Source organism: Brevibacillus brevis (assembly GCF_031583145.1).
In the GTDB taxonomy this organism is placed as follows: Bacteria; Bacillota; Bacilli; order Brevibacillales; family Brevibacillaceae; genus Brevibacillus; species Brevibacillus brevis_E.
The window spans coordinates 5,198,192-5,224,284 of sequence record NZ_CP134050.1 but is presented as its reverse complement, the minus strand read 5'-3'; the positions used below and the strand labels follow the sequence as shown (position 1 = coordinate 5,224,284).

At 56.4% G+C, this 26,093-nt stretch carries 24 protein-coding genes and 2 riboswitches; of the genes, 20 read left to right on the top strand and 4 right to left on the bottom strand.

What is annotated here, in order from left to right:
- The 9 genes from RGB73_RS25895 (at nucleotide 1) to RGB73_RS25855 (ending at nucleotide 9,505) form a co-directional block, all read left to right on the top strand.
- Entirely contained in the window at nucleotides 1–1,179 is a 1,179-nt protein-coding gene (locus RGB73_RS25895) for an acetyl-CoA C-acetyltransferase (protein WP_310765966.1), read from the top strand.
- 46 nt (nucleotides 1,180–1,225) lie between these two features.
- Nucleotides 1,226–3,004, top strand: a complete 1,779-nt coding sequence (locus tag RGB73_RS25890) for an acyl-CoA dehydrogenase family protein (RefSeq protein WP_310765964.1) — start codon at nucleotides 1,226–1,228, stop codon at nucleotides 3,002–3,004.
- A 143-nt stretch (nucleotides 3,005–3,147) separates the two neighbouring features.
- Nucleotides 3,148–3,552, top strand: coding sequence for a GntR family transcriptional regulator (locus tag RGB73_RS25885; RefSeq protein WP_310765962.1), 405 nt, complete (start codon nucleotides 3,148–3,150; stop codon nucleotides 3,550–3,552).
- On the top strand, nucleotides 3,552–4,265 hold the full coding sequence (locus tag RGB73_RS25880) for an ABC transporter ATP-binding protein (RefSeq protein ID WP_310774553.1): 714 nt from the start codon (nucleotides 3,552–3,554) through the stop codon (nucleotides 4,263–4,265). The genes RGB73_RS25885 and RGB73_RS25880 overlap by 1 nt, the downstream gene beginning before the upstream one ends.
- On the top strand, nucleotides 4,262–5,041 hold the full coding sequence (locus RGB73_RS25875) for an ABC transporter permease subunit (RefSeq protein ID WP_310765961.1): 780 nt from the start codon (nucleotides 4,262–4,264) through the stop codon (nucleotides 5,039–5,041). Before RGB73_RS25880 ends, RGB73_RS25875 begins: the two co-directional genes overlap by 4 nt.
- Nucleotides 5,042–5,089: 48 nt before the next feature.
- Nucleotides 5,090–5,578: a CcdC protein domain-containing protein gene (locus RGB73_RS25870; RefSeq protein ID WP_310765959.1), complete on the top strand. Its 489-nt coding sequence runs from the start codon at nucleotides 5,090–5,092 to the stop codon at nucleotides 5,576–5,578.
- 158 nt (nucleotides 5,579–5,736) lie between these two features.
- Nucleotides 5,737–7,278, top strand: a complete 1,542-nt coding sequence (locus RGB73_RS25865) for a spore germination protein (RefSeq protein ID WP_310765957.1) — start codon at nucleotides 5,737–5,739, stop codon at nucleotides 7,276–7,278.
- Nucleotides 7,275–8,375: a GerAB/ArcD/ProY family transporter gene (locus RGB73_RS25860; RefSeq protein WP_310765956.1), complete on the top strand. Its 1,101-nt coding sequence runs from the start codon at nucleotides 7,275–7,277 to the stop codon at nucleotides 8,373–8,375. The genes RGB73_RS25865 and RGB73_RS25860 overlap by 4 nt, the downstream gene beginning before the upstream one ends.
- The gene (locus tag RGB73_RS25855) at nucleotides 8,372–9,505 is read left to right on the top strand and encodes a Ger(x)C family spore germination protein (protein WP_310765954.1); all 1,134 of its coding nucleotides are present in this window, start codon (nucleotides 8,372–8,374) and stop codon (nucleotides 9,503–9,505) included. The genes RGB73_RS25860 and RGB73_RS25855 overlap by 4 nt, the downstream gene beginning before the upstream one ends.
- A gap of 59 nt (nucleotides 9,506–9,564) precedes the next feature.
- Here the strand turns inward: RGB73_RS25855 and RGB73_RS25850 are convergent, their stop codons facing one another.
- The 4 genes from RGB73_RS25850 to RGB73_RS25835 are packed head-to-tail and all read right to left on the bottom strand — an operon-like array spanning nucleotide 9,565 to nucleotide 12,638.
- On the bottom strand, nucleotides 9,565–10,077 hold the full coding sequence (locus tag RGB73_RS25850; RefSeq protein WP_310765952.1) for a 1,2-dihydroxy-3-keto-5-methylthiopentene dioxygenase: 513 nt from the start codon (nucleotides 10,075–10,077) through the stop codon (nucleotides 9,565–9,567).
- A 15-nt stretch (nucleotides 10,078–10,092) separates the two neighbouring features.
- Entirely contained in the window at nucleotides 10,093–10,749 is a 657-nt protein-coding gene (locus tag RGB73_RS25845; protein WP_310765949.1) for a methylthioribulose 1-phosphate dehydratase, read from the bottom strand.
- Nucleotides 10,750–10,752: 3 nt separating this feature from the next.
- On the bottom strand, nucleotides 10,753–11,427 hold the full coding sequence (locus tag RGB73_RS25840) for a 2-hydroxy-3-keto-5-methylthiopentenyl-1-phosphate phosphatase (RefSeq protein ID WP_310765947.1): 675 nt from the start codon (nucleotides 11,425–11,427) through the stop codon (nucleotides 10,753–10,755).
- Nucleotides 11,424–12,638: a 2,3-diketo-5-methylthiopentyl-1-phosphate enolase gene (locus RGB73_RS25835; protein ID WP_310765946.1), complete on the bottom strand. Its 1,215-nt coding sequence runs from the start codon at nucleotides 12,636–12,638 to the stop codon at nucleotides 11,424–11,426. Before RGB73_RS25835 ends, RGB73_RS25840 begins: the two co-directional genes overlap by 4 nt.
- Before the next feature lie 91 nt (nucleotides 12,639–12,729).
- Nucleotides 12,730–12,893, bottom strand: a riboswitch (SAM riboswitch).
- Between the two features lie 176 nt (nucleotides 12,894–13,069).
- Between RGB73_RS25835 and RGB73_RS25830 the strand changes: the two genes are divergently transcribed.
- From RGB73_RS25830 to RGB73_RS25780, 11 genes are all read left to right on the top strand, one after another.
- Nucleotides 13,070–13,552 (top strand): sigma-70 family RNA polymerase sigma factor, encoded by a 483-nt coding sequence (locus RGB73_RS25830; protein ID WP_310765944.1) that lies wholly within the window; start codon nucleotides 13,070–13,072, stop codon nucleotides 13,550–13,552.
- Nucleotides 13,542–14,744 carry an anti sigma factor C-terminal domain-containing protein gene (locus RGB73_RS25825; RefSeq protein WP_310765942.1) on the top strand — a complete coding sequence of 401 codons (1,203 nt, stop codon included), beginning with the start codon at nucleotides 13,542–13,544 and terminating at the stop codon, nucleotides 14,742–14,744. Before RGB73_RS25830 ends, RGB73_RS25825 begins: the two co-directional genes overlap by 11 nt.
- 91 nt (nucleotides 14,745–14,835) lie before the next feature.
- Nucleotides 14,836–14,978: riboswitch (SAM riboswitch) on the top strand.
- Between the two features lie 172 nt (nucleotides 14,979–15,150).
- Nucleotides 15,151–16,380, top strand: a complete 1,230-nt coding sequence (mtnK, locus tag RGB73_RS25820; RefSeq protein ID WP_310765940.1) for an S-methyl-5-thioribose kinase — start codon at nucleotides 15,151–15,153, stop codon at nucleotides 16,378–16,380.
- The gene (gene mtnA / locus RGB73_RS25815) at nucleotides 16,377–17,417 is read left to right on the top strand and encodes an S-methyl-5-thioribose-1-phosphate isomerase (RefSeq protein ID WP_310765938.1); all 1,041 of its coding nucleotides are present in this window, start codon (nucleotides 16,377–16,379) and stop codon (nucleotides 17,415–17,417) included. The genes mtnK and mtnA overlap by 4 nt, the downstream gene beginning before the upstream one ends.
- A gap of 355 nt (nucleotides 17,418–17,772) precedes the next feature.
- Entirely contained in the window at nucleotides 17,773–18,150 is a 378-nt protein-coding gene (locus tag RGB73_RS25810; protein WP_310765936.1) for a VOC family protein, read from the top strand.
- 223 nt (nucleotides 18,151–18,373) lie between these two features.
- On the top strand, nucleotides 18,374–18,940 hold the full coding sequence (locus RGB73_RS25805) for a GNAT family N-acetyltransferase (RefSeq protein WP_310765934.1): 567 nt from the start codon (nucleotides 18,374–18,376) through the stop codon (nucleotides 18,938–18,940).
- A 129-nt stretch (nucleotides 18,941–19,069) separates the two neighbouring features.
- On the top strand, nucleotides 19,070–20,812 hold the full coding sequence (locus RGB73_RS25800; protein WP_310765932.1) for an ABC transporter ATP-binding protein: 1,743 nt from the start codon (nucleotides 19,070–19,072) through the stop codon (nucleotides 20,810–20,812).
- A gap of 21 nt (nucleotides 20,813–20,833) precedes the next feature.
- A complete protein-coding gene (locus RGB73_RS25795; protein WP_310765930.1) occupies nucleotides 20,834–22,936 on the top strand; it encodes an ABC transporter ATP-binding protein in 2,103 nt (700 codons plus the stop codon).
- A 39-nt stretch (nucleotides 22,937–22,975) separates the two neighbouring features.
- Nucleotides 22,976–24,160: an MFS transporter gene (locus tag RGB73_RS25790; protein WP_310765928.1), complete on the top strand. Its 1,185-nt coding sequence runs from the start codon at nucleotides 22,976–22,978 to the stop codon at nucleotides 24,158–24,160.
- A 153-nt stretch (nucleotides 24,161–24,313) separates the two neighbouring features.
- Nucleotides 24,314–24,451 carry a hypothetical protein gene (locus RGB73_RS25785; protein WP_310765927.1) on the top strand — a complete coding sequence of 46 codons (138 nt, stop codon included), beginning with the start codon at nucleotides 24,314–24,316 and terminating at the stop codon, nucleotides 24,449–24,451.
- A 94-nt stretch (nucleotides 24,452–24,545) separates the two neighbouring features.
- Nucleotides 24,546–26,033, top strand: a complete 1,488-nt coding sequence (locus RGB73_RS25780; RefSeq protein ID WP_310765925.1) for a class I adenylate-forming enzyme family protein — start codon at nucleotides 24,546–24,548, stop codon at nucleotides 26,031–26,033.
- Nucleotides 26,034–26,093: the final 60 nt, after the last annotated feature.

Genomic DNA, 26,093 nt, shown 5'->3' with positions numbered 1-26,093 from the left:
ATGAGAGAAGCAGTGATCGTGGCAGGCGCCCGCACCGCAGTCGGCAGAGCGAAGCGGGGCAGCTTGAAGGATGTACATCCGGTGGATATGGGGGGAGCGGTAGTGAGCGATTTGCTGCGCCGTGTCCCGCAATTGGATCCGGCTCAGATAGACGATGTGATCATGGGGACCGCTACGCCGGAAGCGGAGCAGGGGATGAACATGGCGCGGCTGATCGGCCTGCGCGCCGGGCTGCCGACGAATGTAGCGGGTGTCACCATCAACCGTTTTTGCTCATCGGGCCTGCAAAGCATCGCCTACGCGGCCCAGCAAATCATCACAGGCAGCGCCGATGTCGTCGTGGCAGGCGGCGTGGAGAGCATGAGCCTTTTGCCGATGACGGGGCACAAGGTCGCACTGAACCCTACGTTGGTCGAAACCATGCCCCAGGCGTACATGGGGATGGGGCACACGGCGGAGGAAGTAGCCAAAAGGTACAACGTTTCCCGGGAAGACCAGGACGCCTTTTCCCTCGTCAGCCATCAACGGGCGACGGCAGCAATCGCTTCCGGCAAGTTTCAGGAAGAAATTGTGCCGCTCACGGTGAAGCAGCACTCTTTTGACGAAAACGGCACCCTGCAAATAAAAGAAAAGGTATTCCAGATCGACGAGGGTCCGCGTCCGGATACGACGCTGGAGGCGCTGGCCAAGCTGAAGCCCGTGTTCCACGTGCAAGGGACGGTGACGGCGGGGAACTCCTCGCAGACGAGCGACGGCGCAGCGGCAGTGCTGGTCATGTCCGCCGACAAGGCTGCCGAGCTGGGGATCGAGCCGATCGCCAAGTTCCGTTCCTTTACGGTAGGGGGAGTCGATCCCGATGTGATGGGAATCGGACCGATTGTGGCGATCCCCAAAGCGCTCAAGCTGGCGGGGCTGGGGCTTGCGGACATCGATCTGTTCGAATTGAATGAAGCGTTCGCATCGCAGGCTGTCGCCGTGATCCGCGAGCTGGGACTGGATCCGGAGAAAGTAAACGTCAACGGAGGGGCCATCGCCTTGGGACATCCGATGGGCTGCACAGGGACCAAGCTGACGATCTCCATCCTGAACGAATTGAAGCGGCGCGGCGGCAAGTACGGCGTCGTCACGATGTGCGTCGGCGGCGGGATGGGTGCGGCTGGCGTATTCGAAATGTTGTAAACCTTCACGATCATCCATTTTGGAACCATAAAGGAGAGGGATTGCAATGGCAGATACGAAAGAACTGATCCGCGGTGGAAGCTTTCTGATCGATGCAGGCTCGGCAGATGACGTGTTCGTGCCGGAGGAGTACAACGAAGAGCAAAAGATGATTGCCAAGACAACCGAGGACTTCGTCAACAAAGAGGTGCGCCCGCATCTGGAGGAAATCGAAAACCACAACTTCGAGATTTCCGTGCGCTTGCTGAAAAAAGCGGGCGAGCTGGGGCTCCTGGCCGGAGATGTGCCGGAAAAATACGAGGGGCTGGGACTGGATAAGGTGAGCACCGCACTGGTGACGGAAAAGTTCTCGCTGGCGCGCGGCTTCGCCCTCAGCTACGGAGCGCACGTGGGCATCGGCTCCCTGCCGATCGTCTACTTCGGCAACGACGATCAAAAACGCCGCTATTTGCCCGACCTGGCCTCCGGTGCCCGGATCGCCGCGTATTGCCTGACGGAGCCGGGATCGGGGTCGGATGCGCTCGGGGCGAAGACGACGGCGACCTTGTCCGCCGACGGCACCCACTACCTTCTGAACGGGGAAAAGCAGTGGATCACGAATGCGGGCTTCGCGGACGTCTTCATCGTGTACGCCAAAATCGACGGGGAGAAATTCACCGCCTTTATCGTAGAGAGGACCTTCCCCGGTGTGTCGTTCGGTCCCGAAGAGAAGAAGATGGGGATCAAGAGCTCCTCGACGCGCACGGTCATTTTCCAGGACGCCAAAGTACCGGTGGAAAACCTGCTGGGAGAGCCGGGCAGAGGCCATGTCATCGCGTTTAACATCCTGAACGTGGGACGTTACAAGCTCGCGGTGGGAGCGGTCGGATCCGCGAAGCGCGCGTTGGAGATTGCCACGAACTATGCAAAGGAACGCAAGCAGTTCAAGACGCCTATCGCAAATTTCACACTGATCAAAAACAAGCTGGCGAACATGGCGCTGAAGACGTACGCGGCAGAAAGCTCGGTTTACCGGACGGTAGGGCTGTTTGACACCGCGCTCAGCAGACTTGGCGAGAAGGCGGACGAAGGTCAGGAGGTAGCGAAAGCAATCGCCGACTATGCCATCGAGTGCTCCATCAACAAGGTGTTTGCGACCGAAGTGCTGGATTACTGCGTGGACGAAGGCGTGCAGATCCACGGCGGGTACGGCTTTATGTCCGAGTATGAAATCGAGAACATGTACCGCGACTCCCGCATCAACCGAATTTTTGAAGGAACGAATGAAATCAACCGGCTGCTGATTCCGGATACGCTGGTGAAGAAGGCGATGAAGGGCGAGCTGCCGCTGCTGCAGGCTGCCGCCAACTTGCAGCAGGAGCTGATGAGCTACTATCCGCAGGAGATCGAGGATGCGCCGCTGGCTGCCGAAAAGCACTTGATCGACATGACGCGGAAAATCATCCTGATGGTCGCGGGCTCCGCGCTGATGAAGTACCAGCAGGCCATCTCCAAAGAGCAGGAGCTGCTGGCCTTCGCGGCAGATATGATCATCGAGCTGTACGCGATGGACAGCATTGTGAAACGGACGGAAAAGGCGATCGCGGCGAACGGTCTGGAAAGCGAGCAGCAAAAGCTGGATTTGACCACGGTCTACGTCCAGGAAGCGTTCGATCGGGTGGAGGCATGGGCAAAAGAAGCGCTCGCGACTATGGAAGAAGGAGACGACCTGCGCCTGCGCTTGTCGATCCTGAAAAAGCTGACACGCCGCACCCCGGTCAATACGGTGCACCTGAAGAGAACCATCGCGGACCGGGTGATCGAAGCGGGCGGATACGCGCTATAAAAGCAAAAAGGAGCCGAAGAAACGGCTCTTTTTTTGTTTTCGTAAAACGGTAAATGCTAACAATATGGTTCACTCCCCCTTGTGTTAAGTGTATTAAGTGATATAATACACTACATATGCAAGAAAGGGCAGGAGGAAAGCCCATGGAGGAACAAAAGATTGGCTCTCTGCGGTTCAGGATCGATTTTAGCCAACCGCTGTACGAGCAAATCCTGGATCAAGTACGCAGCGCTATCGCAAAAGGAGAAATCGAATTGGGAGCAAAAATGCCATCCGTACGCGAGCTGGCTCTGGAACTCCGGATGAACCCGAATACGGTGATGAGAGCCTACCAGGAGCTGGAGCGTGACGGATTAACGGAAAAACGCCGGGGACAGGGAACCTACGTCACTTCGTCGTCCGAACGAGTGCAGTCGTTTCGGACGGAGCTGGCGTCGAAATACATGGATTCGTTCATGGAGCAGATGGCCAGTCTGGGCATATCTCTGGCAGAAATCCAGGGCTACCTCAACAGGAACTATCGAAATGGAGAAGGAGGAACCCGATGATGGCGCAGCCTATTGTCCAATGTGACCAGTTGACGAAGCGCTACGGCAAAAAAAACGCGCTCGACCGCCTGGATGTGGCTATTCCCTCCGGACGAATCGTGGGCGTGCTCGGTCCAAACGGTTGCGGCAAGTCCACTTTTTTTCGCGCCATCACTGGCCTGATCAAACCGGACGCAGGAGAGATCAGGGTGTTTGGGCGAGCGCCGGGGTGGCAGACGAACCACGACGTTGCCTACCTTCCGGATCGGGCTCGCTGGTATCCGCGTCAAACCGTGCTGCAGGCGTTCGAATGGGGAGCCTCCTTCTTGCCGGGGTTTGACATGGACGCAGCCAAAGCATTCGCCGCGTACATGGACGTCGATTTGGAAATGAGCATGAGCGGCATGAGCAGAGGACAGGAGGCGAGGGTGATGCTGATTCTTTGCATGGCCCGCGATGTACCGCTCATTATTCTGGATGAGCCGTTCGCCGGGATTGATGTGATTTCCCGTGAAGCGATCATTTCCGGCATGATCGATTATTTGGAAGAGCGGGAGGTGTCCATCCTGATCAGTACGCACGATATTCAGGAAGTGGAAGGGCTGTTTGACTATATCGTCCTCATGGATCGGGGAAAAGCGATCTGGTCCGGTGAAGCCGAGGAGCTGCGGGCGCAGCATGGATCCCTTCACGACGTATTCCGGACGTTTTACAAAAGGGAGTGGAGCCGATGAGTTCTCGCACGTTTTGGGCGCTCGTCCGTCATGAATGGAAGCTGAAGGGAAGCAGGAGGAAGCTGGATCGCTCGCATGGTTCCAGGGGTGGGAGGGCCATTTACCTGGCGCTTCTCGTCCTTGTCGCCATTGGAGTAGCTGCTTATTTTGCGATCCAAGGTCAGCTCCAATTGCCTCAGCTTTGGGGCGTCGCGATCGGTTTTCCCTACATGCTGGTCGTCATGGGAGTCATGATGCTCAAAAGGGAATGGGAGAACGGGACCTTCGGATGGTGGCTCACCCTGCCTTATTCGCGGCTCAGTCTGGTAGGCGCCAAGTTCGTCGCTGCCTGGCTGCGGACGGTAGCGATCGCATGCGGGGTGTACGTGCTGATTTCGCTGTTTGCCGGGATCATCGCGCTGCTGGTGGAAGGGTATTCGTCCGCGGATGTATGGCTGACCATGGTGACGGGACTGCCGTTGCTGGCGATCGTCGTCGGCTTCAGTCCGTCCATTCTCTCCCTCAGCATCCTGCTTTCCTCTACCCATTACACGACTCTCCGACCGATCAGTCCGATTCTGTGGATCGTCATCATCGGCGGCTTGAGCACTTTCTACAACGGATTTACGACTTTTTTTCCCAACTACCATTTGGGGCGCCGACTATTCAGCGACCAGGCTGGGATCTGGTTCCCCAATCCGGGGGGAGTGGCGGCAGGCATGGTCATCAGTTGGATCGCCGCCTATCTTTTCATCCGCGTGGCGGCCTACCTGCTAGAACGCAAACTGGCTCTCTAGCAACCGAGGGCATCCACCCATTACAACTATGAAGAAAGGAAGGACGTCATGGAAACGTATATTCCTATCGTTATTGTCATCTTGATCATTGGTTTGGGAATTTGGCTCAGAACCAGGAGAGGGAAGAAGCCGATCAGGGGAAAAGGCTACGGGATTCTGGCCCCCATTGTGGTATTGCTTGTGGTGATTCCATGGAGCTTGTACCAGCTCATGCACATCCCCGGGAAACCGTTTCACGTGCCGGCAGCTTGGGAGCTGTTGATTGCCGGTCTTCTCGGTGTCGTTTTCGGGGTGGTCATGCTGAAGCAAACCGAATATGAGAAAAGAGAGGATGGGTTGGTCTATTCGAAGCCAAACCGGAATCTCAAATTCATCCTGATTGCGATCGTGCTCATTCGCGTCTTGTTGACGCAGTACTTCAAATCCATCGATGTTATCGAATTGTCCGTTCTGATGATGCTGATGGGGGTTCTTTATGTCGGCATTTGGCGAATCGGCAGCTACATCAAATTCACGAAAACCATCTCGGGTACGTAAAACATAGCGGCAGGCTGACGGGCTCCATCACCCGGCAGCCTGCTTCTTTTTTTTCAGCTGGCAGGCCAAGGCGCTATCTTCCCGGGTGTGTGCATATTTTTGGCAGTCTTCACTCACGCTAATAGAACCTATTACAACTTGGCAAGGAACGTGGACAGATGAGTCTGAAGGGATGGTTGGGAAGAAAACGGGCATTGGCGATGATGGGAAAACGGACAAGCACACGCTCCATCCAACCGATCTCCGAGAAGCTGCAAGACAACATTGACATGGTGCAATCGACTTTTACGCTGACCCCGGACTTGGTTATCCGCACCTTTGAAAGCACCTTCGTGGAAGGGCGGGCCGCGCTCGTGTACCTGTCGGGGCTGGTGGACAAAAACTCGATCAACAACAATCTGCTTCGTCCGCTGCTGAACCCTTCCGAGGGAGGGAGCACGAGCATTCTTGACTTGCTGTCCGTCGGGAGCGTCTCGACATACGTGGACTTCCCATCCGTCGAAAAGGAAATATTGCTCGGGAGCAGTGTTCTTTTTATTGAGGGGCGCAGGGAAGCGATTGTAGTGGAAACCCATGGGTGGCCGCAACGAGCCGTGGAAGACCCCCAATTGGAAGCCTCTCTGAAGGGCTCCCATCAAGGCTTCGTGGAGACAGGCATCCAGAACATCGCCCTGATTCGCCGATACATCCCCAACCGAGAGCTGAAAATCAAGGAGCTGACCTTGGGGGAGCGGGGGAGCGGCAAGATTTCCATCATGTTCATGCAGGATCTCGTGAGTCAGGATGTCCTGCGTGAACTGGAAGGCCGGATCAACATGCTGACCGTCGATGCCATCCTCAATACCGGGGAATTGGAAGAGCTGATCGAGGACGATCCATTTTCGCCCTTCCCCCAATTTTTGACGACGGAGCGGCCTGATACGGCAGCCTCGCACTTGCTGCAGGGCAGGGTTATCGTGGTGGTGGACCGGTCCCCCATCGTGCTGGTCGGACCCGCTACGTTTGCTTCCTTTTTTCAAAACGTGGACGATTACAGCACGCGCTGGCCTGTTGCCACCTTTATTCGACTGCTGCGCTTTACCGCTTTCTTGGTAGCGACCTTTCTTCCCGCACTGTACATCGCGCTCGTGTCGTTCAACTATGAAGTGATCCCATTGGACCTGATTCTGTCCGTGGGAGAGTCTCGCGAAAGGGTGCCCTTTCCCCCGATCCTGGAGGCCATGCTCATGGAGCTGACACTGGAAATGCTGCGGGAAGCGGGCGTTCGTCTGCCAGCCCCGATCGGCCAGACCGTCGGCATCGTCGGCGGTATCGTAATCGGGCAGGCAGTGGTACAGGCGGGAGTCGTGAGCAATATCATGGTCATCGTCGTCGCCTTTACCGCCATCGCCTCGTTTATCATCCCCAATTACGACATGGCGTCAGCCTTGCGTTTACTGCGCTTTGGCATGATGGGGCTGGCCGCCATGTTCGGGATTGTCGGCATCATCATCGGGCTGATGGCGTTGATCGGCCATTTGATTTCATTGGAGTCTTTGGGCGTACCGTACGGGAGCCCGTTTGCGCCGGCGAGATACGCGGACTGGAAAGACTTTTTCGTGCGTGTGCCGCTATGGAATATGAAGGACAGGCCAGTCAGCGCCAGAGCGAGGCAAAACAAGAGACAGGGAGATAATCGTCTCAAGGGGGACGATAAATGACTGGGATTGGGAAAAACGAAATCACGACGATCCAGTATGTGCTGTTGATTCACGGTACGCAGGTGGGGATCGGGGTTTTGACGATGCCGCGGGAGCTCGCCTCCATCGCGGGAACGGACGGCTGGATGTCAATCGTGCTGGGGTGGGGGATTGCCGTCGTCGCCAGCCTGCTGCTTTTGAATGCGATGAAGCATTACCCCGACAAGACCATCGTGGAGATTCTGCCGCTGCTGCTGGGTAAATGGCTGGGCAACACAGCGGCGGTATTGATTGTCCTGTATTGCCTGTTTGGGGCGATCACGGTATTTGCGTACAGTGTGTCCCTGATCAACATCTGGCTGCTGACACAAACCCCTGGCTACATCATCGTCATTTTGTTTATCATCCCGCTCTACCAGGTGATGAAGGGCGGGGTGCGGGTGCTGGGGCGTTATTCCGAACTGATTTTTTATCTGACGCTCTGGATGTTTCCTGTGCTCTTTTTTACATGGCCCAAGTTGAACGGGATTCATCTGCTTCCCTTGTTCAAGGAGGGGTGGAAGCCGATTCTGCAAGCCAGCCAATCGACCATCCTGTCTTTTTTGGGCTTTGAGCTTGCCTTTTTCTGGTACCCTTTTCTGCAAAGAAAGCAGTACGCCGTAGCCGGCATGCTTGTCGCTAACACACTGTCCATGCTGGTCTTTTTGACTGTGACGATCCTCTGCTACAGCTTATTCAGCCCGGACGAGATTACCCAATTTACGTGGCCGACGCTGGGCCTTTGCAAAGTGATCGAATTTCGGTTTTTGGAGCGGTTCGACATCGTCTTTTTGGCTTTCTATCTGTTCGTTTTGTCGACGACGGGCATCCCGTATATGTATCTCACTGTGTTTTCCACAAGCAGGCTGCTCGGCAGCAAAAATCATCTTGGCTACCTAAAGCTGATCTTGCTGCTCATCACAGTGGCGGCGGTGATGTATACGCCCTCCTTCAGCGACTTGAAAAAGATGGTCGACTATTGGGGAAGGACTGGAATGGTGATCGGGTATGCGATTCCATGCCTGCTGGCAGGTCTGTTGATGTTTATGGGAAAAAAGGCGGGGGAGCGAAGCGGATGAGGAAGCCACTTTTTTTGCTGTTGGCGCTGCTGTTATGGTTGCCTTTGCCCGGCTGCATGGACCGGATTGATCTGGAGGATGCCACTCTTTCCCTCATGATCGGCATGGACTTGAACCCGAAAAACGAACTGCTTTTCTACTTATCCAGCCCTATTTTCAGCAGGGAGGCAAAAGAAAAGTCAGAGGAGTACGGAGTCAGGGCAGAAGCCCTGAGGCAATCCCGGGCAAGGTTTGACGAGATGGTGACAGGGTTGACGCTGTCGGGAAAGACGCAGCTGTTTGTCATAGGCACGCGGTTGCTTGAGACGCCTGACTGGTTCCGTCTCCTGGACGTGGTATTTCGCGATGCGCGGTTTAGCGTCAATGCCAAAATGATCGTCTACGACGGACCCGTCCATGATTTGTTCCGCAAGCCGCCGCCTACCAAGCCTCGCCTCGCTATGCACTTGACCAAGCTGGTGGATACCGCAAACCGAAGAAACATTACCGTCAAGACGACGGTGGAAGAGCTGCACCGCCAGATGTACGAGAAAGGAATGACTCCATCCCTCACGAAGCTGGCGAAGGCGAAGGGAAATGTCATCCGGGTCATGGGCACAGCCCTGCTGAAAGAAGAGGGATCCTTGGCAACGGTGATATCCGGAAAGGAATCGGTCTACCTGCAAATGCTGCTTCATGGAAAGAAGGGGGAGCTCTCTGTCTCGATCCCGTACCCGGATGAGGATAAGGAAGGGGAAAAGAAGAAGCAAGTCGTGAAAAAAAGGCTCAGTTTTTTTGTCAAAGGGATCTCCAAAAAAGTCAAAGTGAGCCACGACCAGGGACGCTTTCAGATCGATGTCGATATGGACATGAAAGTCTCCATCTCCGAGCGCCTTTTTCCATTTGAGATGGAGAAGGATTACAAAAAAATGGAGAAAAAGATCGAAGAGGAGATGGGCAAGGAGTTTCAACGGTTGGTGCAAAAGTGCCAGAAGAACCATATCGATCCGTTCGGCTTCGGATTGTACGCAAGGGCTTACCAGTACCCCGAGTGGAAAAAGGTGGAGAACGACTGGCCGCATGCCTTTGCGAATGCGGCCGTCCGCATCGTTCCCCATGTGTCCATTAAAGGAAACGGGCTCGTCAAGTAAAAAAATCACCTCGGTCATGCGCGACCGAGGTGATTGCTTATGTCTGAGCGAAGAGGAGATTAGTAAATCGCTTCCCAGCCTGCAGGAGTGACGAACAGGCGGATCGCTTTGATTTTGCGGTCGTCCATCAAGGTGAAGTAGTGACGGAAGTTCGGCGGTACGGAAATCAGGTCGCCGGGCTCCAGTTCGACGTCGAAGTAGCGGCCGTCCTTTCCTTTAATCGCGAAGATGCCGTGGCCGTCCACGCAGAAGCGGCACTCATCATCGGTGTGGTGGTGCTCGTTTTTGAATTTGACCAGAAGCTCATCGAGATTCGGCGTCTTGTCGGAGAGGACGATAATGTCCGCCGTCAAATAGCCGCGGCGCTTGCTGATCGCCTCGATCTCCGGCTTGAACGTGTCGAGAATTTCCTGTTTCTCTTCTTCGGTCGGGCTGTAGTTGTCCCGGTGCTTGGGATCCAGACGATCTACTCCCCATTTTTCATAGATGATTTCTTGGGTATTCAAAAACGAAACGACTTCCTCCGGCGAACCGATATACTCGTTGGTGTCGTGAAAACGTACTTGTGCCATCGTAAAACTCCTCCTTTAGTTTGTGGTTGTAGTGGACACGACTGCTTGGCGCAGCTGCAGCAAGCGGGCGTGGTACTCAAACAGGAATTCGAAAGCCTCGAGGTGGCGTTTCGCCTCGAAGTCGCTGTTGCCCCAGGCGTAAATGCCGTGATTGCGGATCAGGACGCCGGGCACTTCCGGGGTGATCACTTTTTCGATCGCGGCCGCCAGGGTCGGAATATCGGCAAAGTTCTCTACAATCGGAATCGTGATCTGCGCGTTTTCCTCCCAGATGCCCAGTCCCTTGATCAGCTCCTGGCCTTGGATGGAAAAAGCGCGCTGACCGAAGTACAGCTCTGAAATCAGGTTATTCCACACCGTGTGCACATGGAAGCAGGCGCCTGCCTGGGGAAACTTCTTGTAGACCACAGCGTGGATCAGCGTCTCAGCGGATGGCTTGAGAGAGGTCTCGTCTACTGGACGGGAATCGCGGTCCACCACCAGATAGTCCTCCGGGGAGAGCTTTGTTTTGTCCTTGCCGCTAGCGGTTACCGCGAACTGCAGCGGGTCGTTCGTGAGCTTGATGGAGAGATTGCCGCTCGTGCCCGGAAACCAGTCTCGGCGGGCGAACGTCAGCTTGGCGTCGTCCAGGCGGCGAAAAGCGTCCAGACGTTGTTCGAAAGTAGCAGTCATGGGTCAGCCGACCTCCTGTTGGTGTTTCAAGTCTTGTAAGATAGCGATCACGTCGTGGAATGTGGCGAAGCTGCGGTAGGGCAGCTGCAGCTCCTCCGACTTCTGGGCCAGAAGCGAGCGGGCAATGACGAAATCGGCAATTTTGGCCCCGGCCAGATCGGTGATGGAATCGCCGATGACGACCCGGAAGTACTCGGCGGGATCGTAGCGGCGGATAATCGTCGTCTTGCACATTCCACAGCCGTTGGTGCAGTGATCGTCACAGGAGTGCGGCCAGGTGATTGTGATTCTTTCGCCCGAAAAATCGCTTCCGTTGCAATAGATCGGCACTCCGTCCAGATCGAAGGGGGCGAGAATCGGCTCCACAAAAAAGTCGATCCCTCCGCTGGTCACCAGCCACTCGATTCCTTCCTCCCGGCAAAAGCGGACGAACTCGGCAAAACCGGGACGAATCGAGGCTTCCTTCACGATGAAGTCGACGATCTCCCCGCGCAGGGAGGAGGGAATCAGCTGAAACAGCTTGCCGACTCCTTCCTGCACGCTGATTTTTTGCGAAAGAATCTGCTCGGTCAGCGCTTCCCACTCGGGCGGCGCGAATTTGCGCACAATGGCCACGATGTTGTCCTTTTCGGTAATGGTCCCGTCGAAGTCGCAGAACAGCACGAGCTTTTTGCTCATCGTCCGCCACCCCACTTTTCGAGGGCAGCGGCCAGCTCAGGGGAGCTGGCTGCGGCTTCCTGCAGCGTTTTGCCGGCGACTGCGGCCTGTATGGCAGCGACAAACGCCCTGGCTCCCGCGGTTGCCCCGCCTGGGTGTCCGTGGATGCCGCCTCCTGCATTGACGATCTGGTCCAGGCCAAAGTCAGCGTAGAGCTGAGGCACGAGGCCGGGATGGATGCCGGCGGACGGGACCGGGAAGGAACGGCGCACGCCTTCCAGCGGAGCGGTCAGGTTTTTCGCGACTTGCAGCGCTTCGCCTTTGTCCAGGGCAACGTTGCCATACGGCGATGGGAACAGCACCAGGTCGGCGCCCGCGATGCGCATCAGCTTGCCGAGCAGAAGCGGCGTGGCGATGCCGTAGTCAGGCGATGGGTAGTACGCGCCGGCCAAGGCGGGGTGTGCCATGATCGGGACGTGGACATCCGGATCGGCAGCCAGTCTGTGCAAGGCGTCGAAGCCGAAGGCCAGCACATTGAACAGGAGGCAGTCGGCCCCTGCTTCCACCGCGCGTTTCGCTTTCTCGTTCAATTCGCTTACGGGACCGGTCAGGTTGGCTGCGTACAGGACGGGCTTCCCGATTTCTTGCTCGGTCTCGGCCGCGATTTGCTTGAACGCCTTGATGCGCTCGAGAAACGGTGCGCGGTCGTCCGCAAAGAAAATTTCGTCATCTTTTACGAGATCGACGCCGCCGAGTGCCTGCGCCCGGAATTGGGTTTTCAAATCGTCGAAGGGAAGGCCGAGGCACGATTTGAAGATGCTCATGAGCAAGGGGCGATCGTGTGCGTCAAGGCGTCCGCGAAGCCCGTCGATGCCGTACTTGGGGCCGGGGAATGCGCCGAGGAACGAATCGGGAAACTCGATATCAAACAGCTTGATTTTTCCGTCCATGGAGAGTTTTCCGAAAATGCCGGTCAACAGGGAAGGAATGTCGTTTGTGAAGTTGCGGGTCGGGTAGCTGACAGTAATCAGGCCGCGCGTCTCGCCGCTCTCCAGCGTCTCGAGCGGGGTAGCGCTCACGGCTTCGCCCAGATACGGCTTCAGCTCCGCCTGCTTGGCGGCAGGCAGCTCTGTCCAGGAGCCGACAGTCATGCCGACGGCGATCGCTTCCGCTTTTTTGTACAAGTCTTTGGCTTGAGTCAAATAGGTGACGAGGATACGGTGCTCACTCATTGCTAGGACTCATCCTCCTTTGGTATGACAATAAAAAAGCCTCCCCGGCGATCAGGGAGGCGGTTGTCGACTATGCTTTCGTCTTCGTCTCCTCTCATCTCTCGGGTCAGTAGTCGAGGAAAAGGGGAAACGTCGCCCAGTCTCGACTCTTATCCGTTGGAATTAGCACCGTTTCGCTCTCCAGTCCAAATGGCTAGAGCAGCGCCGGTTGCCGGGCATCATAGGGCCAGTCCCTCAGCCAGCTCGCGATAAGAGTGTTATGTGATTCACACGAACAATAGCGTGTGCGATAGTTTCATGATATGACGTTCGGAAGCGGGAGTCAAATTGTTTTTTGCCGGGCATGCACACGAAGGTGAAACTTTTCCCCGCGTATGGCGTGGTAAGAAGGGAAGGGGTGTGAAACCGTTGGGAAGGTAGGCCTTGAAGACGTGTATCGCCTGCACGTAAACGATATTTACCGCTATCTCTACCGGCTCACACGGGATGCCAGATGCGCGGAGGACTTGACGCAGGAAACGTTTTTTCGCGCCTTTTCCGCTCTGGACGACTACCACGGGGAAAGAGTCAGGCCGTGGCTGTTCAAGGTAGCGTACCACGCTTTTGTGGATTGGCATCGCAAGCAGGCCAGACGTCCGTTGCATTTCGTGGAGCACATGCCCGAGACAGCGGACCTGTCGGCGGTAGATCCGGCTGATTCGCTGGTGCACCGGGAAATGTGGGCATCCGCTCACGCATTCCTGGACCGGCTGCCAGAGAAGCAGAAGCAGGTCATTTTGCTGGCAGCCATGCAGTTTTCCTATGCCGAAATCGCTCAGGTGCTGGGAATTGACGTGGCCGATGTGAAGCGTTCGCTGTTTCGGGGGCGGCAAAAGATGCGCAAGATGTGGAGGGACGAAGACGATGACGAATAGACGTGAGGAAAAGCGTGAAATCGGGGAGCTCGACGAAAAGCTGATGGCTTATCTGCGTGGAGAGCTGGGAGAAGCGGATGCGAAAAAGCTCGAGGATATGGTCGCAGATGACGAGGAATACGCGGGGCGGCTGGAGCGGCTCTTGCTGGGAGAAGGAAGCGGGGGGCAAGAGATGACGGACGAGACGCTCTCGGACAAACAGCAGCGGAAGATACTCAGACGGGGAAAGTGGAGAATGAGGCTGACGAATTCCGCTTTTACGTTCGGGATTGTCTTTCTGGCCGGCGCCCTTGCTTTCTTCGGCAACGCCTGGGTCGGCTCCTGGATGCACGCCGATATGTTCCGCGTCACCAAAGACCTTGTCAATTTTACCCAGTCCGGTGTCAGCGCGGGCAGCAGCGGCTCGCAGGTCGGAGCGCTGTACGGACAAATCAAGCTGGAGCTGCGGGAGCAGGTGGGAGCCGAACAGAAGACGGCCGGGTTTCTGGAGGTCAGCAATTTCTTGTGGAATGTGCGTGCCGAGCCCAAGTGGGCGGGTGGCATCCGGGAAAAAAAGCTGTTCTTCCGCTACCCGACAGATGAAAAAATGACTGGGGACGAGACAGCTTACCTACGGACGCCTGCCTGGAACGCGATGGGCAAGCTACCGGAGGGAACCGTCAGCCAGTTGGCCATCTCCTTTGATCGCCCGATGACTCTCAAAGAGTACGAGAGCCTGGTGGCGCAGCACGTTTTTGCGTACAACATGGAGACGTCGTGGCTCGCGGTGGATACCGGCGCAGAGGCCCGCGGCCACGAGCCGGACGGGGGAAACCTGCTCCTGTCCGCGGGAGAGGTGTGGGGGTTTTCTGATCGCGCACTGGACTACGGCGATGCCCCGATCCAGCTGCAAGGGGATTGGGACAGGAGGACTGCGACGTTCGTGGCGGAGATGAAATACCTCGCCGAGCACGAGCGGCTCACGGATGACATCGGCGAGGACCTGATCTTCGGGAGGGACACCCGGATTGCAGAGCGTTACGATTACTTGCAGAAACATGGCGTCCGCATCTACGGCGCTGTCGTCACAGGTCCGACCAAAGAGCTGCTCAAGCTTCAGGCAGAAAAGTCCATCACGGCGGCTTTCCTCGGCAAGGTAGACTGGTGGAACTGGGACCGGCCCGGGGCATCGGGCACGGAGTACAGCTGGTAGCGGCCGGACACATTCCGCCCAAAAAGGGTGTTGACATGGCCCTGACGTGGATGTATGATTCAAACTAAATTCAAAACCGCATACGTTGGATACCTTATCCAGAGAAGGTGGAGGGACTGGCCCGATGATACCCGGCAACCGACACGATGCCATTCAGAAGCGCTAGGCGACTGAAAAAGGCGGCGTGCACGGTGCTAATTCCTGCAGAAACAAAAGTGGTCTGGAAGATAAGGGGGACATAGGCACGTTTCTCTGTACGTGACGACAGCGACCTCTTTCTTCGGGAAAGAGGTCTTTTTGCATACTGACGGGAAATGCTGGCCGCACCGGAGCAGGGCAAAGTCCGGGGAGCATGACCGCCCGCTGGAAATATACGAAAAATGGAGCAGAGGGGAGAATGAGAATCATGGCATATCGCGCACTGAGCGAACAGGAAGCAGTTGAGTATGTAAAGGCTTTGCCGGGGCTGTTTAACGAGGGGGCCACGCTCACAAGCAAGGAAATCGGCGACGGCAACCTCAATCTGGTTTTTGACATTCGGGACGAAGCGACGGGAAAAAGCGTCATCGTCAAGCAGGCTTTGCCGTATGCGCGAGTGGTAGGGGAATCCTGGCCGCTGACCGTGGATCGCGCGCGCATCGAGAGTGAGGCGCTCCGCATTCAGCACAAATTCGTACCGGAGCTTGTGCCGCAGGTGTACCACTTCGATCAGGAGCTCGCGCTGACCGTCATGGAAAACGTGGGAGACCACATCATCATGCGCAAAGGGTTGATCGAGGGCAACCGCTATCCGCTGTTCGCCAAGCAGATCGGCAAGTTTCTCGCCCATACGCTGTTCTACACCTCTGATCTGGGCGCAAGTCCCTTTGACAAAAAGGCGCTCGTCGGAACATTCTTGAATCCGGAATTGTGCAAAATTACGGAAGATCTGGTCTTTACTGATCCTTATGAAAACGCGCCGACGAACGATTTCAATCCGCTGATCCAAAAAGAGGTGGAAGCGATCTGGAACAACAAGCCGCTCAAGCTGGAAATCGCCAAGCTGAAATACGATTTCCTGACGCGGGCGGAGGCCCTGCTCCACGGAGACCTGCACACCGGCAGCATTTTCATTACACCGACCAGCATGAAAGCGATCGATCCCGAGTTTGCCTACTACGGCCCGATCGGCTTTGACATCGGCGCAGTGATCGCCAACCTGCTGCTCAACTTCGCGGGTCAGCACGGCTTGCAAAAAGATCAAGGAGAACGCGAATCGTATCGCGAATACTTGCTTACGACGGTGGAAGATGTCTGGAATGAATTCGTGTCCCAGTTTGTACAGCTGTGGCACAGGCACGCCAAAGAGCGCAGCGCCCACGTGGAAGGCTTCTGGCAAAGCTACGTGAAGCGGCTGATCCAGGATGCCGCAGGCTTTGCCGGCTGCAAAATCCTGCGCCGCGTCATCGGTCTGGCAGGCGTGGCTGACCTAAACAGCATCGAAGATCCGCAGACCCGCGCGGAAGCGGAGCGCTTGGCTCTGGCGATCGGGGAAGCGTTGATTCTCGGCCGCGGCAACGTAGAGGAATCCACGGACATCACAGACATCGTCCGCACCGTGACAGCTCGATTTTATCAGGAGGCCACAACCGTATGACAACCAGCACTCAGCTAGCGCCGGTCAAGTGGGAGAATGATGCACTTGTCCTGCTCGACCAGACGCTCTTGCCCGTAGAAACCGTATATTTGACTTTGACGACTTCCGAACAGGTGTGGGACTCCATCCGCAGCATGCAGGTGCGCGGCGCTCCCGCCATCGGAATGTCGGCCGCCTACGGCCTGTATTTGGGCGTTCGCAACAGCGAGGCGGCCGATCACGAATCATTTTGGAACGAACTGAAAGCCCAGGCAGACTACCTGGGCACCTCCCGCCCTACAGCGGTCAACCTGTTTTGGGCGCTCGACCGGGTCAAGGCCCGCGTGCAACAGGAAGGGGCCAAACCGGTAGCCGAGCTAAAGGCCGCGGTTCTCGACGAAGCGCTGGCGATCCAGAAAGAAGATGCGGAAGTGTGCCGGACGATCGGGGAGCATCTGCTGACGCTCCTGCACGACGGAATGGGGGTCCTGACCCACTGCAATCCGGGCGCGCTTGCGACGGCAGCGTACGGGACGGCGACCGCTCCGTTCTACCTTGCCAAAGAGCGGGGCTGGGACCTGAAGGTGTACGCGGACGAGACACGGCCGGTGCTCCAGGGCGCCCGCCTCACCGCGTACGAGCTGCAGCAGGCGGGTATCGATGTCACGCTGATCTGCGACAACATGGCGGCAATGGTCATGTCCCAAGGCAAAGTGCAGGCGGTAATCGTCGGAACCGACCGCGTGGCGGCAAACGGTGACGTGGCGAACAAGATCGGCACGTACGGGGTCGCAGTACTGGCCAAGGCTCACGGCATTCCGTTTTACGTGGCGGCGCCGCTCTCCTCGGTTGACCTGGAGACGCCGACCGGAGCGGACATCCCGATCGAGGAGCGTCCGGCGGAGGAAATCACGCGCGGCCTGGGCAAGCAAGTGGCTCCGGACGGCGTCAAAGTGTACAATCCGGCGTTCGACGTGACGCCTGCGGCATACATCACCGCAATCGTGACCGAGACCGGCATATTCAAGCCGGAAGAGATCGGTACCAGCAAGAAATAGCGAAAAGCACCTGCTTCTCTGTCGGAGGCAGGTGCTTTTTTGCGAGGAATTCACGTAGAAGTCTTTGATTCGTACGGGATAGGAAGGGAAGCTAACTGAATTAAAGGGTGAGTAAAATATTTCCAGTCGTACGAGGATTCAAGGATCGAAGCGCAGAACTTTTTGTAGATCCCTTCAGAAATGTGAGGGAAGAGAGTGGCCGGATGACTAGGGGGTTATGGAGGCTTAGCCGATATGAAACATACTGTACTTGAGAAAATCGAAGAAGCGAGGGCAGGATGTCCGGGGCCGCCTTGAACGAATGTCTTGGAAATGGTGAAGACAGGGGCTGATTTGTATGGGGAATGGGAGGATCTTGGGCATTGCCTATAATGTAATTCCAGTCAAAGATGCTAAGAAATCTGGAGAGTGGTTTGTCAGGCATTTTGGTTTTACCATCAGAAACGATAGGGGTAACTATTTAAGTTTATTCAGGGATAACCGCCCCATCCTTGATGTAATCGAATCGGATAATGATACGCGGGCAGTTTTTGAAGTAAATGGACGGACTCGATGGGTTATCACATTTTTTACGGATGATATTGAAGCGTTATACGCAAGATTGACCTCTGACGGGGTTAAGACGAGACCAATCAGCAATGAAGGCATTTACGGAAAATTTTTCGTTTTTGAAGACCCGGACGGGAATTTATTTGATGTATGGGAGCATAAAGACTGTGAGCTGCTCTTTTGAGAAACCAGTCTGAACGCATCGTTACCGTCAAGCTCCTTATCAGGCGATTTTCCACCCTGTATCTTAATCTTGGAGGGCCAGCGTGTCAGCTTTTTCTTTTTCCCGAAGTCTATACAGCAACACCGTTATCTTGCCAAACAATCGCCTCTGTACCATAATCGAGCGTAAGCACAACAGGGGACTGGTGCCCGCATGGCAATAGAGAAGCGATGGAGGGAAGCACATGAGACGGATACCGATGACCGAAGATTCACACTTGAAACAGCTGGAACCTGCGGATGCAGCCGAGATGTTTTGGCTGACGGATACGAATCGCTCCTATTTGCGGGAATGGCTGCCCTGGCTCGATTACGCGCGGCGTGTGGAGGATACGGCCCAGTTCATCCAGATGACGGTGAATCAGCACAACAACAATCAGGGGACGCACTACGGGATTTGGCACAAAGGCCGGCTGGCGGGAACGCTGGGCGTCCACAACATCGACTGGATCAACAAGAAGACCTCGATCGGCTATTGGCTGGGAGCGCAGTTCCAGGGCAAGGGGCTGATGACAGAAGCCGTCGCTGCCTATATCGACAGGCTGATCTTCGGCTCGTGGGATCTGGAAAAAGTGACGATCCAGGCGGCGACCGCCAACTACAAGAGCAGGTCGATCCCGGAACGCCTCGGATTTCAACTGGAAGGCGTCTTGCGGCGAAATGAATTTCTGTACGACCACTACGTCGACCATGCTGTTTACAGTCTGCTTCGTGAAGAGTGGGCGGAGGGGCGGAACAGGAAAAAAAGTTAGATTGACAAGGAAAATTCAGTAAATTACGATGGAGAAAGCCAAAAAGGGGCCTGCGCGTGTAGCAGCTCCTTTTTTCACGGAATCAGAAGTTTCCTGAAGGGAAGCGTCTTGGGAAAAGAGGTGGACGATATGCAGACACTCCGGCAATTATCCTGGTTTTTCAAAGCGCATTGGAAGCGATATACGGTCGGAATCGCCTTTTTGTTTCTGATTGATCTGCTCATGCTGCTGCCGCCGCGGCTGATCGGGGAGATGGTCGACTCCATCCGCGACAGCTCGCTTACGGCTCCCGCACTGATGAAGACGGTCACGATCTTGCTCCTGCTCGGTTTGGCCCTGTACGGCATGCGCTTCATGTGGCGCTACCTGTTGAACGGAGGAGCGCTGATATTGGAGCGGACTCTGCGCGATCGGCTGTTTGCCCATCTGACCCGCATGACGCCTTCCTTTTATTCGCGAAAGCGCAGCGGCGACCTGATGGCGGTCGCGACCAACGACATCCCTGCCATCGAACAGACGGCGAGCACGGGGGTGCTGACGCTGGCCGATTCGCTGTTCATGACGCTGGTGACGCTGGTCGTCATGGTGACCGCGATCGACTGGAAGCTGACGCTCGCAGCCTTGATCCCGATGCCGTTTCTGGCGTGGTCGACGGCGTACTACGGCAGGCTGCTTCACGAGCGCTTTTACCTGGCGCAGGAAGCATTCGGCGAAATGAACGACCACGTCCAGCAGTCCGTCTCCGGCGTGCGGGTGCTCCGCGCATTCGTCCAGGAAAAAGCGGATGTGGAAGCCTATCGCCGCGTAAGCGAAAAGACGCTGGAGCGAAATGTGAGCGTGTCGCGCATCGACGCGCTGTTCGAGCCGACGATCGGGATCATCATCGGCTTCAGCTTTTTGATCGGGCTGGGCTACGGCACGTATCTTGTCTTTACGAGCGCGATTTCCTTGGGCGATCTGGCCGCCTTCAACATGTATCTGGGGCTGTTGATCTGGCCGATGTTCGCCTTTGGCTGGCTGGTCAACGTCTTGCAGCGCGGAGGTGCTTCGCACAAGCGTCTGTCGGAGCTGTTCATAGAGGAGCCGGATGTCCGGGACCAGGCGGATCCGATCACCTCCGTCTTGTCCAATGTCGTGGAGGCGCGCCGTTTTACTTTTGCCTACCCCGGTGCAGATAAGCCTGCCTTGCGCGACATCACCTTTACGCTGGGCGAAGGCGAGACGCTCGGGATCGTCGGGCGTACGGGCAGCGGCAAGTCTACGCTGTGCCGCTCGCTCTTGCATCAATACCAGCTGCAGCCGGGTTCGCTTTTCGTAGGGGGTGTGCCCATCGAGTCTCTGTCGCTTTCGGCCTTGCGCGGGAAAATCGGCTATGTGCCGCAGGAGCACTTGCTGTTTTCCCGAACCATCGCGGACAACGTGGCATTCGGAAAGCCGGAAGCGACTTCTAAGGAAGTGCTTCGCGCTCTGGAGCTGGCTGAGATGGGCAGCGACCTCCTGCAATTCCGCGAAGGAGTGGAAACGAAGGTGGGAGAGCGGGGCGTTTCGCTCTCCGGCGGCCAAAAGCAGCGGATTTCCATCGCCCGCGCCTTGCTTCTGGATGCGGACATTTTGATCCTGGACGATTCCCTGTCTGCCGTCGATGCCCGGACCGAAGAGAGCATTCTGCGCCATCTGCGGCAGGAGCGCGCCGGAAAAACCACGATCATTACCGCCCATCGACTGTCAAGCGTGCAGCACGCCCACCTGATTCTGGTCCTGGATGAAGGACAGATCGTGGAACGCGGCACGCATGAGGAACTGATGGCGCAAAACGGCTGGTACGCCGAACAGTTCCGGCGTCAGCAGATGGAACAGGATGTCGCCGGGTAGAGGCAGGAAGGAGTGCGTTTCATGAGCGGGCAAAGCGTATGGCAACGGTTGGTGGAATACGCCCGGCCGTTCCAAAAACAAATAGCGGGAGCGCTGCTTCTGCTCCTGCTCGGCACGAGCGCGGAGCTGGCGGGGCCGTTCCTGGCGAAGGTGATGATCGACAATCATATCCTTGCCATTCAAAAGCCCTGGTACGAATTCGATAAGGCCCCGGCGGCGGCGGAAAACACAGTGCAGCTGGACAAAAAGTACTACGTTCGCGAGGATTGGCTCGCGGATCCGGGAGCGACGACAGCCCAAAGCCCTTCAGCCGTACCGGTGAGCGTGTTGGTAGAAGGGACAGCGTACTATCTCGTGCATGGAACCGTCCAGCCTAATGAAGAAAAGCAAGTGACGGCTCTCCCCGCTGAAAACGGGCGTGAACGAGTGGAAGTGACGTTAGGCAAGGGAGCGGACCTGGCGAATGCAGGTGCGGCACTGAGCGGGATTCGCCTCACGACCTCCGAGGTCAAAGCGATGTACCAGGCCGAGGTGCCTCCGATCCTCTGGCTGTCTGCCGGATATGCCGCCTTGATCCTGCTGTCCGCCGGCTTCAATTACATCCAGATTTTGTGGCTGCAGACGATTGCGCAGCGCATTATTCAGCAGATGCGGATGAAGCTGTTCATCCACTTGCAAAAGCTGCCGGTCTCCTTTTTTGACAAGACGCCGGTCGGCTCGCTCGTCTCCCGCGTCAGCAACGATACGGAAGCCATCCGCGAGCTGTATGTGAGCGTGCTCGCGACATTTGTGCAAAACGGCATTTATCTGGTCGGAATTCTCGTCGCGCTGTACATCCTGCAGCCGCAGCTCGCGCTGATCTGCTTTTTGACGGTGCCGATCCTGGTGCTGCTCGTGTATTTCTACCATAAATACAGCTCCCGCTACTACGCCATCATTCGCACCCGGCTGAGCGACATGAATGCGACGATCAACGAAATGATTCAGAACATGGCGATCGTTCAGGCGTTTCGGCGGGAACAAGGCGTGGCGGAGGAGTTTTCCAAGGTCAATGAGGAGTACTTCAAGGTCAAGCTGAAGGAGAACAATCTGGAGTCGCTTCTTCTGCGGCCGGCGGTCGATCTGATTTGGAAAGTCGTGCTGACGATCATCGTCTGGTATTACGGATCCACGTCCTTCCACAGCGCCATTTCCTTCGGGGCCTTGTTCGCCTTCGTGGACTATATGGGGCGATTCTTTGAGCCGATAAACATGATCATGAACCGTCTGTCACAGCTGCAGCAGGCTGCCATCTCAGCCAAGCGCGTGTTTGACATCCTCGACACGGAGCAGGAGGCGCAGCAAGGGCAGCTGCCTGCAGAAATCGAGCGGCCGCGCGGCGAGGTGGTGTTTGAGAACGTCTCGTTTTCCTATACAGGAGACGAATACGTACTCCAAAATGTCTCCTTTACCGCCAAGCCCGGGCAGACGATCGCGCTTGTCGGGCATACGGGCTCGGGCAAAAGCTCCCTGATGAATCTGCTGCTCGGTTTTTATCCGGTGACAGACGGCAGGATCTTGATCGATGGTACGGATATGAGCCGCATCGATACCCAGGCGCTTCGCAAGCATGTCGGACTGGTGCTTCAGGATCCGTTTTTGTTTACGGGCAGCATCGGCTTCAATATCCGGATGTACAACGACGCCATCACGGACGAAGAAGTGCGGCGGGCCGCCGAGGCAGTAAAGGCAGACGCGTTTATCCGGCAGCTGCCGGGAGGGTACGAAGAGCCGGTGGTGGAACGGGGGATGACGCTCTCGGCAGGGCAACGCCAGCTGATCTCGTTTGCACGGGCGCTGGCGGCCGATCCGGCCATTCTCATCCTGGACGAAGCGACGGCCAGCATCGACAGCGAGACCGAGTCGGCGATCCAGGAGGCCCTGCACGTGCTGTCTCGCGGACGTACGACATTTATCATCGCTCACCGCCTGTCGACGATCCAGCACGCGGATCAAATTCTGGTGCTGTCACGCGGGCAAATCGTCGAGCGGGGTACGCATGACGAGCTGATGGAGCAGGATGGTCTGTATCACAAAATGTATCAGCTCCAGCAAGGACATGTGACGGTGGCGACGAACGGATAACTATTTTTCATGGAAATGAAGAGAAAGGAGATCAACACCATGTCAGCTTCGCGATACACGTTTTGGGTGTTGATTGCGGTAGTGGCGATCGCCGGTCTCAGCCAGGGGCTGAGCATCCCGCTGCTGGCGGTATTGCTGGAGAGGGAAGGCGTATCCTCGGTGATGAACGGGCTGAACGCTGCGGCACTGTACATCGGGATGGTGCTCATCTCGCCTTTTCTGGAAATCCCCCTTCGCAGGTTTGGATATTTGAAAACGATCGTTTTCGGGCTGTCATTGCTCACGGTGGCTACGGCTCTGATCCCGATGTTCTCCCATCTGGCCGTCTGGTTTGTCCTGAGGCTGCTGATGGGAATCGGCGACTCGAGCCTGCACTACTCCAGTCAAATGTGGGTCACGAAAATCGCGGCCCCGGAAAATCGCGGACGCGACCTTTCCCTGTACGGACTGGCATACGGCGTGGGCTTTAGCGCCGGGCCGCTCGGGCTGAACCTGCTCCCGTTTGGGCTGTGGGTGCCGTTTGGGACGCTGCTCGTCCTGTACGCGCTCGCTTTTGTGCTATTGGGACGGATGAAAAACGAGTTTCCGGACGCAATCGAGCAGACGGAGAAGAAAGAGAACAAATACGCAGCCGTGCTGCGCCTCGGCTGGCTGGCCCTGATTCCGTCGTTCTTGTACGGCTTCATGGAGACCTCCCTGAACGGCAGCTTTCCGGTTTACGCGCTGCGCACGGGACTGTCGATCGAATGGGTCTCGATTATTTTGCCATCGTTCGTCGTGGGCAGCATTATTTTGCAAATGCCTCTGGGGACGCTGAGCGACCGGATCGGACGCAAACGGGTGATGACAGCGTGCGCTCTGACAGGCGGGATCGCCTTTTTCCTGTTCCCGCTGTCCGGGGAGAATGTCTGGCTGATGATGCTTCTGCTCGCCATTGCGGGAGCCGCCGTGGGATCGTTCTACTCCCTGGGATTGGCGTTCGCTGCCGATATATTGCCTGCCTCCATGGTTCCGACAGCCGGAATCGTGGCGGGCATCAATTTCGGAGTGGCGAGCATCCTGGCCCCGAATGTAAACGGATTTCTGATGGAAGTATGGGAGCCATGGACGATATTCTGGCTCATGGGGGCGTTCCTGTTCGTATTCGCAGCCGCTTGCCTGGCTGTACAACGGGGAAGGACACGAATGGATCAAGTCTCGGCCCCTGTACAAAAACAGGGGTAAGTGAATTTCTGTTGAAAAAAGCGTCTGTCTCCGCGCGGGGAAGGCGCTTTTTTCCTGCAAAAAAAACAGGCGCTATGAAAAAAAAGCATAAACGGGCGCGGGGTGGGGAAACGTAGAGATATATGGAAAGAAATGTTTGAAGGGGTTGACCCGATGCTTACTCCGTCTGTTTTCAAGCGGGGGCTCGTTTGGATCTTGTTTTTTCTGATCAGCCTGGTGATCATTCCGTTCTTTTCCGACGACAGTGAGACGCCTCCCGCCCCGGCTGCCAATACGGCTACCGTCAAATAGAAAGAAGCAATCAAACGAAAAAGGCTCGCCTTACAATGGGCGAGCCTTTTTGGGCATAGTAAGGGGAAACCGATTGTCTTTTGGAGGGATAAAGATGGGGACCCTGCACCGTTACGTGACGGACCACGCTCGGCAATCACCGGATGTCCAAGCGCTGGTGTCGGCGAATCATGCCTTTACGTATAAAGAATTGGACCAGCGCACCAATCAATTGGCCTCCTTCCTCCTGGAAGCAGGTGTCCGAAAAGGCGATTTCGTCGGGATTCTGTGCAAAAACGACCATCCCTTTCCGACGATTCTGCTGGCGACACTCAAAATCGGAGCGGTAGCGATCCCGCTCAACTGGCGCCTGACCGCTTTTGAATTGGACGGCATTCTGCAGATCGCAAAGCCGAAAGTGCTGTTTTACGATCTCGATTTTGCGGATGCCATTGCCATCGCCCGGGAAAACGGAGGAGCGGCCAGGTGGGTATCCGCCGGAAGCGGACTTGCGATGACGGATGAGTTCGCACGCATTTTTCAAGAGCAGCCGGATGTCCTTCCCGATACGGAAGTGGGGGAGGACGATCTGGCGGTGATCCTGTTTACTTCCGGCACGACCGGGACACCCAAGGGCTGCATGATTTCTCATGGCTGCTACGATACGTACTTGCGGGAAGGGCGTGTCCGGACGGAGCAGCCGAAGCGTTTTTTGGCGGTCCATCCGCTGTTTCACATGAGCAGCACCTCGATGATCTTTTTCAACGTATACAGTGGAAACACGATCGTCCTGTTGGCAGACGGGGATCCCGTATCCATCCTGAAAACGATCGCGGAGCAGAAGATCGAGGCGATGTTCGCGTTTCCTTCGGTGTATGCCTACATTCTTGAGGAACTGAAGCGGGACCAATGGGACATCTCGTCATTGCAATTCGTTTCCACGGGCGGGACGAAAGCCTCTGCGGCCCTGATCAAAAGGTATCTGGAGCTGGGCATTCCGATGACGCAAGGATACGGGAGCACGGAAGCGGCATTCGTCAGCGGCTGGCATCCGATCATGGGACTGGATTCCATCGATTCCGTGGGCCGTCCGTTCAAAAACGTGCAGGTAAGGATCGCGCATCCGTCCACTGGCGAAGAGATGCCGGCAGGAGAAGTAGGGGAGGTCCTGATCAAGAGCCCGTATCTGTTTAAAGGATACTTGCACAACCCGGAGGCGACAGCTAAAGTGCTGATCGATGGCTGGTATCATATGGGAGACGCGGGCAGACTCGATCCGGAGGGATTTTTGTACATTTCCGGGCGCTACAAGGAGATGATCCTGGTCGGCGGCGACAACGTGTATCCGATCGAAGTGGAGGATGTCATCGACCATATTCCGGATGTGATGGAGGTGGCGGTGGTGGGGGTCGCTCACGAGAAGCTGGGGGAGGTTCCCCGCGCGTACGTCGTCAAAAAAGAGGGGAGTCCTTTGACCGAAGCCGATATCGTGAGCGTCTGCCGGGAAAGGCTGGCCGAGTACAAGATTCCCGAGGTTGTGTTTGTCCCCAGCCTTCCTGTCAACGGGCTGGGAAAAGTCATGAAGCATTTGCTGAAAGGATAGGCCAAGACGAGAAGACCCTTCCCGAATGCCCCCAGTCGGCGGGTGAACGGGAAGGGTCTT